Annotated in this window: 17 protein-coding genes; all 17 read left to right on the plus strand. The window is 39.7% G+C overall.

The window, feature by feature from the left end; genetic code table 11:
• Positions 1-5 precede the first annotated feature (5 nt).
• On the plus strand, positions 6-920 hold the full coding sequence (gene fabD / locus DWW33_RS12280) for an ACP S-malonyltransferase (RefSeq protein WP_118639623.1): 915 nt from the start codon (positions 6-8) through the stop codon (positions 918-920).
• Positions 907-1647 (plus strand): 3-oxoacyl-[acyl-carrier-protein] reductase, encoded by a 741-nt coding sequence (gene fabG, locus DWW33_RS12285; protein ID WP_117841419.1) that lies wholly within the window; start codon positions 907-909, stop codon positions 1645-1647. The genes fabD and fabG overlap by 14 nt, the downstream gene beginning before the upstream one ends.
• 94 nt (positions 1648-1741) lie before the next feature.
• A complete protein-coding gene (gene fabF, locus DWW33_RS12290) occupies positions 1742-2977 on the plus strand; it encodes a beta-ketoacyl-ACP synthase II (protein ID WP_118639624.1) in 1236 nt (411 codons plus the stop codon).
• 14 nt (positions 2978-2991) lie between these two features.
• Positions 2992-3429 (plus strand): 3-hydroxyacyl-ACP dehydratase FabZ, encoded by a 438-nt coding sequence (fabZ, locus tag DWW33_RS12295; protein ID WP_117698965.1) that lies wholly within the window; start codon positions 2992-2994, stop codon positions 3427-3429.
• Between the two features lies 1 nt (position 3430).
• Entirely contained in the window at positions 3431-5143 is a 1713-nt protein-coding gene (locus tag DWW33_RS12300) for an acetyl-CoA carboxylase carboxyltransferase subunit alpha (protein WP_256385591.1), read from the plus strand.
• 11 nt (positions 5144-5154) lie between these two features.
• On the plus strand, positions 5155-6117 hold the full coding sequence (locus DWW33_RS12305) for a beta-ketoacyl-ACP synthase III (RefSeq protein WP_022243645.1): 963 nt from the start codon (positions 5155-5157) through the stop codon (positions 6115-6117).
• Between the two features lie 12 nt (positions 6118-6129).
• On the plus strand, positions 6130-6591 hold the full coding sequence (locus DWW33_RS12310; protein ID WP_117946123.1) for a MarR family winged helix-turn-helix transcriptional regulator: 462 nt from the start codon (positions 6130-6132) through the stop codon (positions 6589-6591).
• A 238-nt stretch (positions 6592-6829) separates the two neighbouring features.
• Complete coding sequence (gene gdhA / locus DWW33_RS12315) at positions 6830-8164, plus strand: NADP-specific glutamate dehydrogenase (protein ID WP_118639625.1); 1335 nt, start codon at positions 6830-6832, stop codon at positions 8162-8164.
• A gap of 499 nt (positions 8165-8663) precedes the next feature.
• Entirely contained in the window at positions 8664-9338 is a 675-nt protein-coding gene (locus DWW33_RS12320; RefSeq protein WP_117841379.1) for a response regulator transcription factor, read from the plus strand.
• Positions 9326-10504, plus strand: coding sequence for a HAMP domain-containing sensor histidine kinase (locus DWW33_RS12325; RefSeq protein ID WP_117841378.1), 1179 nt, complete (start codon positions 9326-9328; stop codon positions 10502-10504). The genes DWW33_RS12320 and DWW33_RS12325 overlap by 13 nt, the downstream gene beginning before the upstream one ends.
• A gap of 67 nt (positions 10505-10571) precedes the next feature.
• A complete protein-coding gene (locus tag DWW33_RS12330) occupies positions 10572-11450 on the plus strand; it encodes an ABC transporter ATP-binding protein (RefSeq protein ID WP_117841377.1) in 879 nt (292 codons plus the stop codon).
• Positions 11447-12841, plus strand: a complete 1395-nt coding sequence (locus DWW33_RS12335) for an ABC transporter permease (protein WP_118639626.1) — start codon at positions 11447-11449, stop codon at positions 12839-12841. Before DWW33_RS12330 ends, DWW33_RS12335 begins: the two co-directional genes overlap by 4 nt.
• Entirely contained in the window at positions 12771-13409 is a 639-nt protein-coding gene (locus DWW33_RS12340) for a hypothetical protein (RefSeq protein WP_243088659.1), read from the plus strand. Before DWW33_RS12335 ends, DWW33_RS12340 begins: the two co-directional genes overlap by 71 nt.
• Before the next feature lie 159 nt (positions 13410-13568).
• A complete protein-coding gene (locus tag DWW33_RS12345) occupies positions 13569-13817 on the plus strand; it encodes a type II toxin-antitoxin system prevent-host-death family antitoxin (RefSeq protein ID WP_117841374.1) in 249 nt (82 codons plus the stop codon).
• 3 nt (positions 13818-13820) lie between these two features.
• Positions 13821-14150 carry a type II toxin-antitoxin system RelE/ParE family toxin gene (locus tag DWW33_RS12350; protein WP_118639627.1) on the plus strand — a complete coding sequence of 110 codons (330 nt, stop codon included), beginning with the start codon at positions 13821-13823 and terminating at the stop codon, positions 14148-14150.
• A 423-nt stretch (positions 14151-14573) separates the two neighbouring features.
• Positions 14574-15269, plus strand: coding sequence for a signal peptidase I (lepB, locus tag DWW33_RS12360; protein WP_118173099.1), 696 nt, complete (start codon positions 14574-14576; stop codon positions 15267-15269).
• 35 nt (positions 15270-15304) lie between these two features.
• The gene (locus DWW33_RS12365) at positions 15305-16471 is read left to right on the plus strand and encodes a cation diffusion facilitator family transporter (RefSeq protein WP_118088109.1); all 1167 of its coding nucleotides are present in this window, start codon (positions 15305-15307) and stop codon (positions 16469-16471) included.
• The last annotated feature ends 96 nt before the right edge of the window (positions 16472-16567 follow it).

The raw sequence follows: 16567 nt of genomic DNA on the forward strand, positions 1-16567 counted from the left end.
AGAAAATGAGTAAGGTTGTATTCATGTTCCCTGGACAGGGAGCGCAGTATATTGGAATGGGCAAAGATTTCTATGATGCCTGTGAAGAGAGTAAAGCCGTATATGAGCTTGCTTCAAAAGTAACCGGACTTGATATTGTAAAGCTTTGTTTTGAAGAAAATGAAGAAATCAATATTACAGAGTATACACAGATTGCCATGCTGACCACAGAGGCAGCAATTTATGCAGCATTAAAGAAAGCTGGAAAAGAACCGGCAGCTTGTGCAGGATTAAGCCTTGGAGAATACGGTGCATTGATTGCATCCGGTGTCATGAGTATGGAAGATGCATTCCGTGTCATTCGTGCAAGAGGAATCTTTATGCAGGAAGCAGTACCAACCGGCGGAGCAATGGCAGCAGTCTTAGGACTGGATGCGAAAGCGATTGAAGAAGTATGCAGCAATACCGAAGGAATTGTATCTATAGCAAATTACAACTGTCCGGGACAGATTGTAATTACAGGAGAAGAAGCGGCAGTAGAAAAAGCCGGTGCAGCATTAAAGGAAGCTGGAGCAAAGCGTGTGGTTCCATTAAAAGTGAGTGGACCGTTCCATTCCGCCATGTTAACCGGAGCCGGAGAAAAATTAGCAGAAGTATTGGAAAATACAAAGCTGCAGGACTTCACTATTCCATATGTAACCAATGTGACGGCAGATTACGTTACCACAACAGAACCGGTAAAAGAACTGTTAAAGAAGCAGGTATCTTCTTCTGTAAGATGGCAGCAGAGCATCGAGCGTCTGATTGCAGACGGTTATGATGAATTCGTAGAAATCGGACCGGGACATACTTTATCTGGATTTATGCGTAAAATCAACCGGGATGTCAAAACGGTAAGCATTGAAAAACTGGAGGATTATAAAGCCTATGTTGGAGAATAAAGTAGCACTGGTAACCGGTGCAGCCAAAGGAATCGGCCGTGCCATTGCACTTCGTCTGGCAGAAGACAAAGCAACGGTAATTGTAAATTACAATGGCAGTAAAGAGCGGGCTGAAGAAGTAGTAAAAATGATTACCGATATGGGTGGCAGAGCAGAATCTTATCAGTGCAATGTGGCAGATGACGAGGCATGTCAGACCATGATCAGGGATATCATAAAGAAATACGGACATCTGGATATTCTTGTAAATAATGCAGGAATTACAAGAGATAATCTTGTGATGAAGATGAATGATGAAGAATTTGATGCAGTCTATGAGACAAACTTAAAGGGTGTATTCCATACCATTCATCATACATCACGCTATTTCTTAAAACAGAAAAGTGGAAGGATAATCAATATATCATCTGTATCCGGAATTACCGGAAATGCCGGTCAGGCAAATTACTGTGCAGCCAAAGCAGGAGTCATTGGATTGACTAAGAGTGTTGCAAGAGAACTTTCCACCCGCGGTATTACTGCAAATGTAGTAGCACCGGGAATGATTGAGACCGATATGACAAAGGATTTACCGGATACGGTAAAAGAAAATATGCTTCATAACATTCCGCTTGGAAGAATCGGAAAGCCGGAAGAAATTGCGGCAGCAGTTGCATTCTTAGCATCCGAAGAGGCAGGTTATATCACAGGACAGGTGCTGGCTGTAGATGGCGGAATGACTATGTAGATGCAGAAATAATACTGGCTGATGAAAAAGCTTAGAAAGAACAGCGGATGACGAATGACGTGAGATGGATTGTTTAGATAGAGAGGATAAGAACATGAATCGTAGAGTTGTAGTAACAGGATTGGGTGCAATTACCCCGATTGGAAATAATGTGCCGGAATTCTGGTCTGCAGTAAAGCAGCAGAAGGTAGGTATTGGAGAGATTACACATTTTGATGCAACAGACTATAAATGTCATCTTGCAGCAGAAGTAAAGGATTTTGATGCAAAAGAATATATGGATTTCCGCTCTGCAAAGAGAATGGAAGCATTCTGCCAGTTTGCCGTAGTGGCAGCCGGAGAGGCACTGGAGGATTCCGGACTTTCCATGGAAGCAGAGGATGCATACCGTGTGGGTACTTCCATCAGTTCCGGAGTCGGAAGTTTACAGGCAATCGAAAGAGAGCATAGTAAATTATTGGAAAAGGGACCGGGAAGAGTAAATCCGTTATTTGTCCCGATGATGATTTCCAATATGGCAGCAGGAAATGTATCCATTCAGTTTGGATTAAAAGGAAAGAGCTTAAATATCAGTACCGCCTGTGCATCCGGAACGAATGCCATTGGTGAAGCCTTCCGTACCATCCAGTATGGTGATGCAGAAGTGATGGTAGCAGGTGGAACAGAAAGCTGCATTACTCCGCTTGGAATAGCAGGATTTACATCTTTAACCGCACTTACTTCTTCAGATGATCCAAAACATGCATCCATTCCGTTCGATAAAAACAGAAGTGGATTTGTTATGGGAGAAGGTGCCGCAATTGTAATTTTAGAAGAATTAGAACATGCCAAAAAACGTGGAGCGAAGATTTATGCAGAAGTAACCGGATATGGATGTTCTTCGGATGCATACCATATTACATCTCCGGCAGAGGATGGTGCAGGTGCAGCAACCGCAATGATAAATGCAATGAAGGATGCCGGTGTAAATCCGGAGGAAATTACTTATATCAATGCCCATGGAACCAGCACCCATCATAATGACTTATTTGAGACAAGAGCAATCAAGCTGGCGTTTGGTGAGCATGCAAAGGATATCCGGATTAATTCCACCAAATCCATGATTGGACATCTTCTTGGAGCAGCAGGAGCCATCGAGTGCCTGACCTGTGTAAAGGAAATCGAAGAAGGTTACATTCATGCAACCGTAGGTTATGAGATACCGGATGAAGAACTGGATCTGAATTATTGCAAAGAGGCATATGAAGAAGAAGTGCCATATGCCATCAGCAATTCACTGGGCTTTGGCGGACATAATGCAAGTCTGCTTCTGAAAAAATATCAGGCATAAAGGAGAAGGGAACAATGTCAGTACTGACAACGAAAGAAATTATGGAAATCATCCCACATCGTCATCCGTTTCTTCTGATTGACACGATTGAAGAACTGGTGCCGGGACTTCGTGCAGTAGGGAAAAAATGTGTTACCTTTGATGAACCTTATTTTGCAGGACATTTTCCGGGAGAACCGGTAATGCCGGGTGTTTTAATTATAGAAGCACTGGCACAGACCGGCGCGGTTGCAATGCTCTGTCAGGATGAATTCAAAGGAAAAACCGCATATTTTGCAGGAATCAGCAATGCAAAATTTAAGAAAAAGGTGGTTCCGGGGGATGTACTTGTTTTAGAGACAGAAATCATAAAAGTAAAGGGACCGATTGGAATTGGAAAGGCAACTGCAACAGTAGATGGAAAAATAGCTGCAACAGCAGAGTTGACATTTGCGATTGGAAGTGGTGAGTAAAGTGAGCAGATTACTGGATAAAATCAAGGAAAATAGAGCTGTAAAGGATGCCACAGAAGGTATTTTACAGGAAGAAAAAAAGAAAGAGGAAGTACTTTGTAAAGCCTGTGGCAAAATGGTAAACAAAGCAGAGGTAGTAAGAAACCGCTATGTCTGTTATGAGTGTGGAGCATATTTCCGCGTAAAAACCGGAAACCGCCTGAAGATGGTATTAGACCCACAGAGCTTTGAAGAATGGTTTGCCGAAGAGCATGGAACGAATCCGCTGGATTTTCCGGGCTATGTCGATAAGCTGACGGCAGTCCGTGAGAAAACCGGATTAAAAGAAGCAGTTACCGTAGGAAAAGGTAAGATTTACGGAGAAGATGCGGTTATTGGTGTGTGTGATGCCAGATTTATGATGGGAAGCATGGGTCATGCCGTCGGAGAGAAAATTGCGGGAGCAGTAGAACGTGCTACGGAAGAAAAACTTCCGGTTATTCTTTTCTGCTGTTCCGGCGGAGCCAGAATGCAGGAGGGTATTGTATCCCTGATGCAGATGGCAAAGACAGCAGCAGCTTTAAAGAAACATTCCGATGCCGGACTTTTATATATTTCTGTATTAACTGACCCGACAACCGGAGGTGTAACAGCAAGCTTTGCTATGTTAGGTGATATTGTTTTAGCAGAGCCTGGCGCACTGATTGGATTTGCCGGAGCAAGAGTAATTGAGCAGACCATCGGACAGAAACTGCCGGAGGGATTCCAGAGAGCAGAGTTCCAGTTAGAGCATGGTTTTGTGGATGCCATTGTAGAGCGGAAAGATTTAAAGAAACGTCTGTATGAAATCCTTCGTATGCATAAAGTAAGTGGATATGCCAAATTTGACCCGGCAACTGAAGTAGATGGAAGACCGACAGAGCTGATGCGGGAACGCGCTTACAATACAAAAGAAAAGAGTGCATGGGAAAAGGTTAAGATGGCACGTAAGGTAGACCGTCTGTCCGCAGAGGATTATATCAACAGTATCTTTACCAAATTCATAGAATTTCATGGAGACCGTTATTACAGGGATGACCCGGCAATTGTGGGCGGTATCGCATACCTTGACGGACAACCGGTTACGGTAATCGGAATCCAGAAGGGAAAGGACATGAAGGACTGCATGCGTCATAATTACGGAATGCCATCTCCGGAAGGATACCGTAAAGCAATCCGTCTGATGAAGCAGGCAGAAAAATTCCATCGTCCGGTTATCACCTTTGTTAATACAGCCGGAGCATTCTGCGGTATGGAAGCAGAGGAAGGCGGACAGGGAGAAGCTATTGCAAGAAATCTTTATGAAATGTCAGGGTTGAAAGTTCCGGTTATTACCTTTATGATAGGAGAAGGCGGAAGTGGTGGTGCATTGGCACTGGCAGTTGGAAATGAAGTCTGCATGATGGAGAATGCAACTTATTCCGTACTTTCTCCGGAAGGCTTTGCATCTATTCTCTGGAAGGATGGCAAGCGTGCCAAAGAAGCAGCAGAAGTAATGAAGATAACAGCAAAGGATCTTTTAGAACTTGGCATTATCGAGAAAATTATACCGGAGTATGGTGGAGCAGATGATGAGGCATTGAGTTCCATTGCAGTTTATATGCATAAATGTATCCGCGAATTTTTAGAATCATATGAAGGAAAAAGCGGAGAAGAGATTGCAAAAGCACGTTATGAACGTTTCCGTAAATTTTAAAGGAGCAGAGCATGAACATTCGAATATGTGGAACTGGAAGTGCGTTACCGGAAAGAAAAATTACCAATGACGATTTAAGTCAGATTATGGATACTTCCGATGAATGGATTTCCAGCAGAACAGGAATAAAAACAAGACACCTTGCAACGGAAGAGACAACAACATCACTTGCCACAGAAGCTGCAAAAAAAGCACTTGCAGATGCAGACATGAAGCCGGAAGAAGTGGAACTTATCATTGCAGCGACGGTAACACCGGATCATCTTGTGCCGACACTTTCCTGTGAAGTGCAGCGGGAAATCGGAGCAGTGAATGCCGTAGCCTTTGACCTTGGTGCAGCATGTTCCGGATTCTTATTTGCATTGAGTACAGCACAGGCATATATTGCCAGTGGCAGATTTAAAAATGCACTCTTAATCGGAGCAGAAGTACTTTCTAAAATTATGGACTGGAATGACCGCAGTACCTGTGTTCTTTTTGGAGATGGCGCAGGAGCAGCAGTAGTCCGGGCAGACGAAGAAAATATCTGTCATGTGGTGCAGGGCTCAGACGGTGCGAAGGGACTGGTACTGGCATGTGAGAACCGTCCGGTCAATAATCCATATCATAAGATGGAAAGTCCGCTGGGTTATGTAAGCATGAATGGACAGGAGGTTTATAAATTTGCTGTCCGCACAGTTCCGGCAACCATTACAAAGGTGCTGGAAGAGGCGGATTTAGAGGCAGAGGAAATTTCACTTTTCGTATTACATCAGGCAAACTTAAGAATTATTGAAGCGGTAGCAAAACGATTGAAACAGCCGATGGAGAAATTCCCGGTAAATTTGACGGAATGTGGCAATATTTCGGCAGCAAGTGTGCCGATTTTGCTTGATAATATCAACCGGCATGGTATGATACATAGAGGAGATAAAGTTGTACTGGCTGGTTTCGGCGGCGGACTCACATGGGGCGCAGCGGTACTGGTCTGGTAAAAGGAGATAAGAATGAATGCGGATAAAACCTTAAATGACATTCTGGTAAAGCTGTTTAATGATTTGATGGAAATTGAGGAAAAATGCTTAATCTCCGGAGAATTCATGAACATTTCCGGAAATGATATGCATATTATTGAAGCAATTGGTCTGGATGAACCAAAGAGGATGTCGGAAGTGGCGGCGAAGATGAATGTTACAACAGGAACCCTGACAAAAGCAATTGAAGCACTGGAACAGAAAGGTTATGTAAATCGTTGCAGAAATGACAGGGATAAAAGGGTAGTCCGTGTATCACTCACCGATTCCGGAGTCCGGGCATATGAGCATCATGCACGTTTTCACAGCAATATGATACATGATATCAAGGAGAGCCTGAGTGACCAGGAGAGTGAGATTCTGATTGGAACACTGGGAAAACTGGTGAAGTTCTTCCAGAAGAAATATGAACCATATCTGAAAAATAAAAAATAGTATATTTATACAAAAAAAGAAGTGGAAAAGGGAAATAAAAAACTGTTTTCTACTTCTTTTTAATTACAAAAATGAATTTTCCTGGTACAAAACTTGCAAAAAAGAAGAAAAAGTACACAAAAGTATAAAGTTTTTGACACAAATATGAAAAAAACGTTGCGAAAAAATTCATTTCATACTAAAATAGTAGTGTTGATGTATATATAATACTCAAATTAATATGTAAAGGAGATATAATATGAGCTACGTTGATGAAGTATTAGAAAGAGTAAAAGCAAAAAACGCTTCTGAGCCAGAATTCCTTCAGGCAGTAGAAGAAGTACTGGAGTCTTTAAGACCGGTAATCGAAGCAAATGAGGAGAAATATCGTAAAGAAGCATTACTTGAGAGAATAACCGAGCCGGATAGACAGCTTAAATTCCGTGTACCTTGGGTAGATGACAAGGGACAGGTTCAGGTTAATACAGGTTACAGAGTACAGTTCAACAATTCTATTGGACCGTACAAGGGAGGTCTTCGTCTCCATCCTTCCGTAAATATCGGAATCATCAAATTCTTAGGATTTGAGCAGGTATTTAAAAACTCTTTAACAGGACTTCCAATCGGCGGTGGTAAAGGTGGTTCTGACTTTGACCCTAAGGGAAAATCAGACCGTGAAGTAATGGCATTCTGCCAGAGCTTTATGACCGAGCTTTGCAAATATATTGGCGCTGACGTTGACGTTCCGGCAGGAGATATCGGAACAGGCGCAAGAGAAATCGGATACATGTTTGGACAGTATAAGAGAATCCGTGGAATGTACGAAGGTGTTCTGACAGGTAAGGGACTTACCTATGGTGGATCTTTAGCTCGTACAGAAGCTACCGGATATGGTCTTTTATACATTACAGAAGAATTAATGAAATGTCATGGTGAATCTATGGAAGGTAAGACAGTTGTTGTATCTGGTGCTGGTAACGTTGCAATCTACGCTATCCAGAAAGCGCAGCAGATGGGTGCAAAAGTTGTTACCTGTTCTGATTCTACCGGATGGATTTATGATCCGGAAGGAATCGATGTTGCATTATTAAAAGAAGTAAAAGAAGTAAAACGTGCTCGTCTTACTGAGTATGCTGCTGCAAGAAAGAGTGCAGAATATCATGAAGGCCGTGGCGTATGGCAGATTAATTGTGATATCGCTCTTCCATGTGCTACACAGAACGAGCTCCTTATCGATGATGCAAAACAGTTAGTAGCAAACGGATGTAAAGCAGTTTGTGAAGGTGCTAACATGCCTACCACCTTAGATGCAACCAAATACTTACAGGATAACGGAGTATGGTTCATCTGTGGTAAAGCTTCTAACGCAGGTGGAGTTGCAACTTCTGCATTAGAGATGAGCCAGAACTCAGAGCGTTTAAGCTGGACATTCGAAGAAGTAGATGCTAAGTTAAAACAGATTATGGTAAATATCTATCATAATATTGATGATGCTGCAAAACGTTACAACATGGAAGGTAACTATGTAGCAGGAGCTAACATCGCAGGCTTCGAAAAAGTAGCTGAGGCTATGCTCGCTCAGGGTGTCTGCTAATTAAGAATTTTTAAGTGAATAAATGATATGGAGAAGTCCTGTAAACCCAGTGTTTATGGGACTTTTCTTTATGTGTTGATAAGACATGCGAATTGTCAGAATATTCATGAATAGAAGATAATTTACGTTATTTTGAGGTCGTTATATACACGTGGTACACAAGTGATATACAGGTGGTATACACTCATTTTTACTGATTTTGAATGCTTTTTGAAGCATTTCATCCTTTACTTTTCAAGATGACACAAGGCTTATTCTGCAGGCTGTTCTATTGCAATTACAAGGATTTTCTGTTGCTGAAATTGTTCTGATATAGGATATATAGTCACTACTTTTAGGGGGGAAGTTCATATTTGCACAGTTGATTTGATGTGTGGGAATCAGTATAATTTGCAATGGATAAAATCAAAGAGATCTATCGAGCAAAATATAAATTTGGCGTTATTTTGACTTTTATCTCTTAATATAAAAGGCGAATATATGAAAAAGGAGTTGCATTATGAGATATAAAGTATTGGTTATAGATGATGAAGAAATGATACGCACGATGCTCAGTAAGTGCCTGGATGCAGAGGGTTTTCTGGTATATGCGGCAGAGAGTGCAAAAAAAGCATTGGAGCTGATGTCTGTTACACCAGATATTATACTGTTAGATATAAATATGCCCGAAATGGATGGATTGGAATTATGTCAATTTATTAGGAAACATATATCCTGTCCGATTGTTTTTCTGACAGCAAGGGTAACGGAACAGGATTTAATTAACGGCTTATCAGTTGGCGGAGATGATTACATCACAAAGCCGTTTAGTGTTGATGAATTGTTAGCAAGAATTTCTGCACATCTGCGGCGTGAAGAAAGGAAAAGTACTGTATCAAATCTAAAATTTAATAATGAACTAATTATCGACTACAACAGCAGAACAGTTTTTTGGGGGAAGGAACAGTTGGAATTCTCAAACAAGGAATTTGAGATTATTCAATTTCTCTCGCAAAATGCTGGAATGGTTTTTGATAGGGAAACCATATATGAAAAACTTTGGGGTTATGACGGTGAGGGAGATAGTATCGTAATTAAAGAACATATCCGAAAAATACGAAACAAACTATCAATTTACACCGACAAAAACTACATTGAAACAGTATGGGGGGTTGGATATAAATGGATAAAATAAAAACATCATCACTCAAAAAGTCTATGACCATAACATTTTTGATTACAATATGTGTGATTGCCATATTATCTGGCATTACAATTTTTACGGCAAATCAAGTACAGCAAAAAATATTGGAAAATCGGTACTTGACTATAAAACCATTAAATTTTCAATTAGACGAAAATACAGGTGCGTATGTATTTGATATAAATAATTCTGAAATTGAATGGCAGTCGTTAAGTGTCGGAGATAATGCAGCTTATTACGGGTGCTATGTTGCAATGATAGGTCTGCCTATTCTTTATATTGTTGGCGGTATTGGTGCTGCGACAGCAATATATTATCGCAGAAAGCTGCGCACACCTATTGCACAGTTACAGAATGGAATAGAAAGTATACAAAATAATGACCTCGATTTCAATATCAAGTATGATGGTGATGATGAATTAGGGCGATTATGTCGTTCTATGGAAAAAATGCGCAAAGAGCTACGGCAGAATAATAAAGCATTGTGGGAGTCATTAGAGCAAAGAAAATTGTTAAATGCTTCAATTGCACATGACCTTCGGACGCCGATTACTGTTCTGAAAGGCTATCTTGACTATCTGGAGAAGAATATCCCCCAAGATAAACTTACAGAAGATATGCTGATGGAGACATTGTCGTCTATGCAGGGGGCTACAACACGGCTACAGCAATATGTCGATTGTGTTCGTGACATTGAAAAAATAGAAAATATTGAAATTAAACGAGAGCCACAGAACACAGCCGCATTACTTAATGAAATTGAAAGTGATATCCGTCTGTGGGCAAAAGATAAGGATATTATTTTTACAGGTAATATTTCCACGACAACCGTAAATATAGATAAAAGCGTTTTCTTTCGGATTATAGACAATCTTGTGCAGAACGCATTAAGATATGCCGAGAAACAGGTTGATGTGCATTTTTCACGAAAAAATAAGTTTATCGTTGTTACAGTAAAAGATGACGGACAGGGCTTTACAGATACAGATTTGATGCAGGCAACAACTTTGCTTTACAGTAAAGATAAAGGTAATGAACATTTTGGAATAGGGCTTACGATTTGTAAATTGCTATGTGAAAAGCATGGCGGATTACTCTGCATTTCAAATATTAAAAATTCTGGAGCGTGCGTAACTGCCAAAATAGAAGTTTTTTAGAGCTCTTTTCGGAAAATTGACTTTTAGATATTAAAATCTCCTTACAACACAAGTAAGGAGGTCTTTTATGGAAATTGTAATTAACAATCTTTCAAAAAGATACGGAAAAAAAGAAGTTCTTTCTGATATATCACTTTCTATTCCTGCTGGAATGTATGGGCTTCTCGGACGAAACGGAGCAGGAAAAACGAGCTTAATGAGGATTTTAGCAACGCTTTCAGTTCCGACAAAAGGTGAAGTAATGATAAATGGTGTTTCAATAAAAGAAACAACCAAAATCAGAGAGATGGTGGGTTATCTCCCACAAGAGTTTTCGTTTTACAGAAATATGAGTGTTTATGAAGCAATGGATTATCTTGGATTGTTGTCTAACATTCCAAGTAAACTCCGAAAGAAAAAAATTTTTACATTGCTTGAACAAGTAAACCTACAGGATAATGCCCGAACAAAAGTAAAAGCATTATCTGGCGGAATGAGAAGACGCTTGGGCATTGCACAAGCATTATTGCACGACCCACAAATCCTCATTGTTGATGAGCCAACAGCAGGGCTTGACCCAGAGGAACGTATTCGTTTTCGTAATCTGCTTTCCGAGTTTGCTGACGAACGGATCGTTTTGTTGTCAACGCATATTGCTTCCGATGTTGAGTCCACCTGCGAGAATATTGGTGTATTAAATGAAGGCAGGTTGATTTGGGGCGGCAGCACGGAAGAATTGATGCAAAAAGCCGAGGGTAAAGTTTACCTTATCACGGCTACAAAAAAGCTTGATAAAACTATCAAAGACAAATATTGTGTTTTGAATATCAATACTTCTCGTTCTGGTACACAGTATAGAGTTTTATCAGATACACCACCCGAAGAAAAACACAAGCTCCAAAATCCTACTTTGGAAGATGGCTATATGTATCTGCTTAGTCAAGTGAACGGAGGTGTTGTACGATGAAGCTATATATTAGAGAATGTCGCAGAATAGCGACAAGCATTATATTTTATTTATTCATTGCCGTTTTAGTTTTTAGTTGGTTTCAGAATTTTCGAGGTGTAACCAAAACAGAAATTGATTGGGCAAATGGCATTAGTCCTGCAAATATTGGTTTTGAGCGGGCTTTGCTTTCAAAGCCTCGTCCCGATGATGACTATTTTGGGAACAAGACATCGGAGGATAATCCAGAGGCAATTATGACGGGTGTAACAAGGGCGTTGTTGGCAGAATATGAAAGTAATAGTTATGCTACATATCCGGTTGGATACTATAAAGCAATTACATTGAGTGGCGATGAGCAAAGCCGTGTGCTTGAGATAATATGTGAAATAACAGGCTTAACAGAAGAACAATTAGAGGATTTACCAGACGACTATTTCCCTGCTATAACAGGTACAATTATTTCATTTGATGCTATGACCGTTGATGAAAATGGCGATTTAACAACAAAAATGGAAAATAGCGAAGAAACTGATGCAGAGCAAGATAAAACCAAACATTTTACTTCACAGGTCACTTACGAGCGTTTCAAAGAACTGATGCAAGAAATGGAAAATATCATAGGGGAAGAAGGCTCAATATATTCAACAGAAATGATGATTACCTATTTTGGTATGTCGGAAATGACTTATGAAGAAGCATACGCAGAGTACAATAAAACGATTGAGAAAGACAAGATAACAGGCGGTTTTGCTCGGTTGTTCTGCGATTATATGGGATTGGTATTAGGTTTGTATCCAATTTTTATTGTGGTGATTATGTGGCTTTTTGACCGTACAAGTAACACATCTGAATTGATTTACTGCAGAAAGATATCCACGCTCAAACTGGTACTTTCAAGGTACTTTGCAAGTATAACAATGGTTTTGATTCCTGTTATATTGTTGAGCTTTGAGTCGCTCATACCTTTGATATCTTTTGTGGCAGACAAAGGTATTCCAATAGATGGCTTGGCGTACGTCAAATACATTTTGTGGTGGTTACTTCCTACCGTAATGATTGTTTCTGCAACAGGTATGTTTTTCACTTTATTGACCGACTCACCGATTGCCATTGTCCTACAATTCTTGTGGTGGATGATTGATAAAGGAATGACAGGTTTATCGGGTGATACGAGTATTGCCACTTTGATGATACGACATAATACATTGCGAGGCTATGAAATTATACAGGAGGGATTTGAAACGATTTGTATGAACAGGCTTTTATTAGTAGGGCTTAGTATTATGTTTGTCATTCTCTCTGTATGTGTTTTAGGACAAAAACGGAAAGGAAGAATAAATGCAACGAATATCTATGGCAAATGTTTTGGATATATTCAAAACAAATTTTGGGTTAAGCCTGCAAAATAATTTGCTCCTTGCAATTTGCTATCTGTTGCTAATTCCTATCATAAGAGGAACAGCAAATTTAGATGCAGTACGCTCAGCGGAGTGTTTGGAACAATCAGTAACACTCGTAGGAATATTTCTTATTGTTCCGCTTAATGCTCCAGAACAGTCAAAGGCAATACAAGAGATAATTGGCACAAAGAAATTGCCACAATGGCTAATCCTATTTGTACGACTAATAATGGCCTTGGTAACACTTATTATTTTGACAAGTATATTTGCAGGAATAATGAAAGAAAATAATTGCACCTTTCCTGTTATTCCCTATGTTACAGGAACAATCATAAGTGAGTTGGCATTGGGAAGTGTCGGTTTCTTTATATCGGTATTAAGTAATTCCGTTATTGCAGGTTATTTAACATCAATGGGATATTTCCTCTTTAATTTTCTTGGGGACATATCAAGTAAAAGTATTTTTTATCTGTTTTCTATGGGAATGGGTAATTATATGGAAAAACTGTGGCTTTTTTTGCTTTGCATATTGCTTATAACAATAGCATTGATTTATGAAAAGAGGAAGAAATTCTGAACCATATAATATTCAGTGTCAGTACGGGAGGGCAGATATTGCAAAGTACTTGTAATATCTAAAATTAAAAGCTGTAAAATTCCACGTTGAATTTTACAGCTTTCTTGCGTATAATATATATAAATGAAGAAGCAATATCAAGGAAAGGAAGTTGATTTTATGCCAAATATATTACCTGTATCAGATTTAAGAAATTATAATGAAGTGTTGAAAAATTGCCAGGTTGGAGAACCCGTGTTTTTGACGAAAAATGGCAGAGGCAAGTTTGTGGTTATGGATATTGAGGACTATGAGCGTGAAAAGGCTGAGAAAAAGCTGTTGATGAAGCTGCAGGAAGCAGAAGAAGCAGTTAAGGATGAAAGTACCTGGATGAGTTTGGATGAATTGAAGAAATCTGTCGGTGTATAGCTTATGATGAAATTACGGATTAACCCTATTGTAGCAGAGGACTTGAAAAACATTAAAGAGTATATTGCAGAAGATAATGAAGAAATGGCAGTAAAGACCATTCAGGAGATATATGCTCGAATTGAGAATATACAGCAATTTCCGTATATGGGAGCTGATCTTACTAAGAGGGTCAGCTTTCGGACGGATTATAAATATGTAATTTGCGGAAATTATGTTGTTTATACCAATATTGATTCATTAGTAGTGAGGAAGTCTTTAGTAAAATACGAAATAGTATTATGGAACGATTACCTTTTTTTATTATTTACATACAGAACTTGCAGAATGTAAAAAATTATTTGATTTTCCACAAAAAATAGAAATGCTGTTTGTAGTTGATGTTGAGAAAATTAATGAAAATCTAAATAAATTACAAAGAGCAGACAACTTCTATCTGGACTTTCTGCTTAGAATTGCAGAGGGGATTGAAAATAAATTAGAAAATATAACAAATGACAAAGAAAAGTTGCTAAAAGAATATGAATTTTACAATTTGTATAGTTTGTTAATATATTGTGCAATGCATGAAGTTTTGTCGGAATCGTGATTCCCTAAAAAACAGAACTCTGATTTCCATACGCCGGACAGGTGATGGATTTCACCCCGGATTATTCATACAATGCCATCCCAACCTCTATTTCCAGTGGAATTTCTTTCCTGCTTGGAGTATAATAGAACGAACAACGGGAAGGAAAGAGACCGGAGGCAATTTAGATGCAGAAAAAAGAAAGAAATGAAGAATTAGAATATATAGATGACTTTGAGAATATTGAAGAACCGGAAGAGTCAGAGGACAACCGGGAAGAATTAGAAGAACCAGAAGAGGAATATTCAGAAGGCGGCAGACGCAGGAAGAAAGGAAGAAAATCCGATACAAAGAATGCAGCTTCTGTGGCAGGGGAATTTCTAAGCTGGGTAATTACGATTGTAGCAGCGGTGCTGATTGCTATGTTTTTAAATCGTTTTGTGTTAATTAATGCAGAGATTCCATCTGGTTCCATGGAAAATACAATCATGACCGGAGATAAGCTGATTGGATTCCGATGGTCATATCTGTTTTCCGGACCGGAGCGGGGAGACATCATTATCTTTAAGTTTCCGGATGATGAGAGCCAGAACTATGTAAAACGTGTCATTGGCTGTCCGGGAGATACGGTAAAGATAGAAGATGGCAAAGTATATGTCAACGGAGAACTCTTAGAGGAGGATTATCTCAAAGAGACATGGACGGTAGCTACAGGACCATATACCTTTGAAGTGCCGGAGGACAGCTATTTTGTAATGGGAGATAACCGGAATAACTCCTATGATGGAAGATACTGGACCAATACCTATGTGAAGAAAGATAAAATACTTGGAAAAGCGATTTTCCGATATTGGCCACTGAAGAATTTTAAAATATTGAATTAGTGCGGAATAAATAAGGAAGCAAAAGGAGAAGATTTATGATAACATTATTAGCCCGGATATTTATCCGGGAAGATGACAAGCCGGAGAAGGTACGGCTTGCCTACGGTATTTTATGCGGTATTGTAGGTATTTTGCTAAATGTATTATTATTTACAGGAAAATTTATTGCGGGAACCATCAGTAAATCCATTGCAATTACAGCGGACGCATTTAATAACCTGTCGGATGCCGGCTCATCCATTGTAACATTGCTGGGCTTTAAACTGGGAGCAGCAAAGCCGGATCCGGAGCATCCATTTGGACATGGAAGAATGGAATATGTTTCCGGTCTTGTGGTTGCTGCAGTTATTTTAATTATGGCAGTGGAACTGATACAGGATTCCATCAGAAAGATTCTTCATCCGGAAGCAACGGAATGCTCTGTATTAATTATCATGATTCTGCTGATATCGATTGCTGTAAAGCTGTATATGACCTTCTACAACAGGAGAGTCGCAAAGAAGATTAATTCAGCGGCTATGCGGGCAACGGCCATGGACAGCTTAAGCGACAGCATTACCACATCTGTGGTTTTAATCACCACATTGATTGCAGAATTTACGTCAGTCAATATTGACGGCTACTGTGGTGTGGCGGTAGGACTGTTTATCTTATATGGTGGAATTAATGCAGCGAAGGAGACTTTAAATCCACTGCTGGGACAGCCGCCGGAGGAAGAATTCGTAAAAGAGATAGAACATCTGGTGCTGGAAGAAAAAATGATTATCGGTATTCATGATTTAGTCGTACATGATTATGGACCGGGACGTCTGATGGTATCACTACATGCGGAAGTGCCGGCAGAAATGAATATCCTTGTAATACATGATATGATAGACAATGTAGAAATGAAATTGAAAAGGGAACTGAATTGTGAGGCTGTCATACATATGGATCCGGTGATTACCGGAAGCAAGGAACTGACCGGGATAAAAGAAACGGTTACAGGTATTTTGAAGGATATTGATGAGGTCATTACCATGCATGATTTTCGTATGGTTCAGGGACCGACCCATACCAATCTTATCTTTGATGTAGTGATTCCATTTGGCTACCGTTCCAGTGATGAAGCTGTGTTGAAAGAACTGGAGCATCAGGTAAAGGAAAAGCTGGGCGAACAGTATCATATCGTGGTCAACGTAGACAAAAATTATGTGAAATAAAAGAAATAACAAAACCCCGATGGGAGAAATCTGATAGTGATATGTACCCAGAATCCTGGACACATATTTATGAACTAGGCTGAACACATGGATGCT

Source organism: Roseburia sp. AF15-21, from assembly GCF_003479505.1.
GTDB classification, from domain to species: domain Bacteria; phylum Bacillota; class Clostridia; order Lachnospirales; family Lachnospiraceae; genus Roseburia_C; species Roseburia_C amylophila.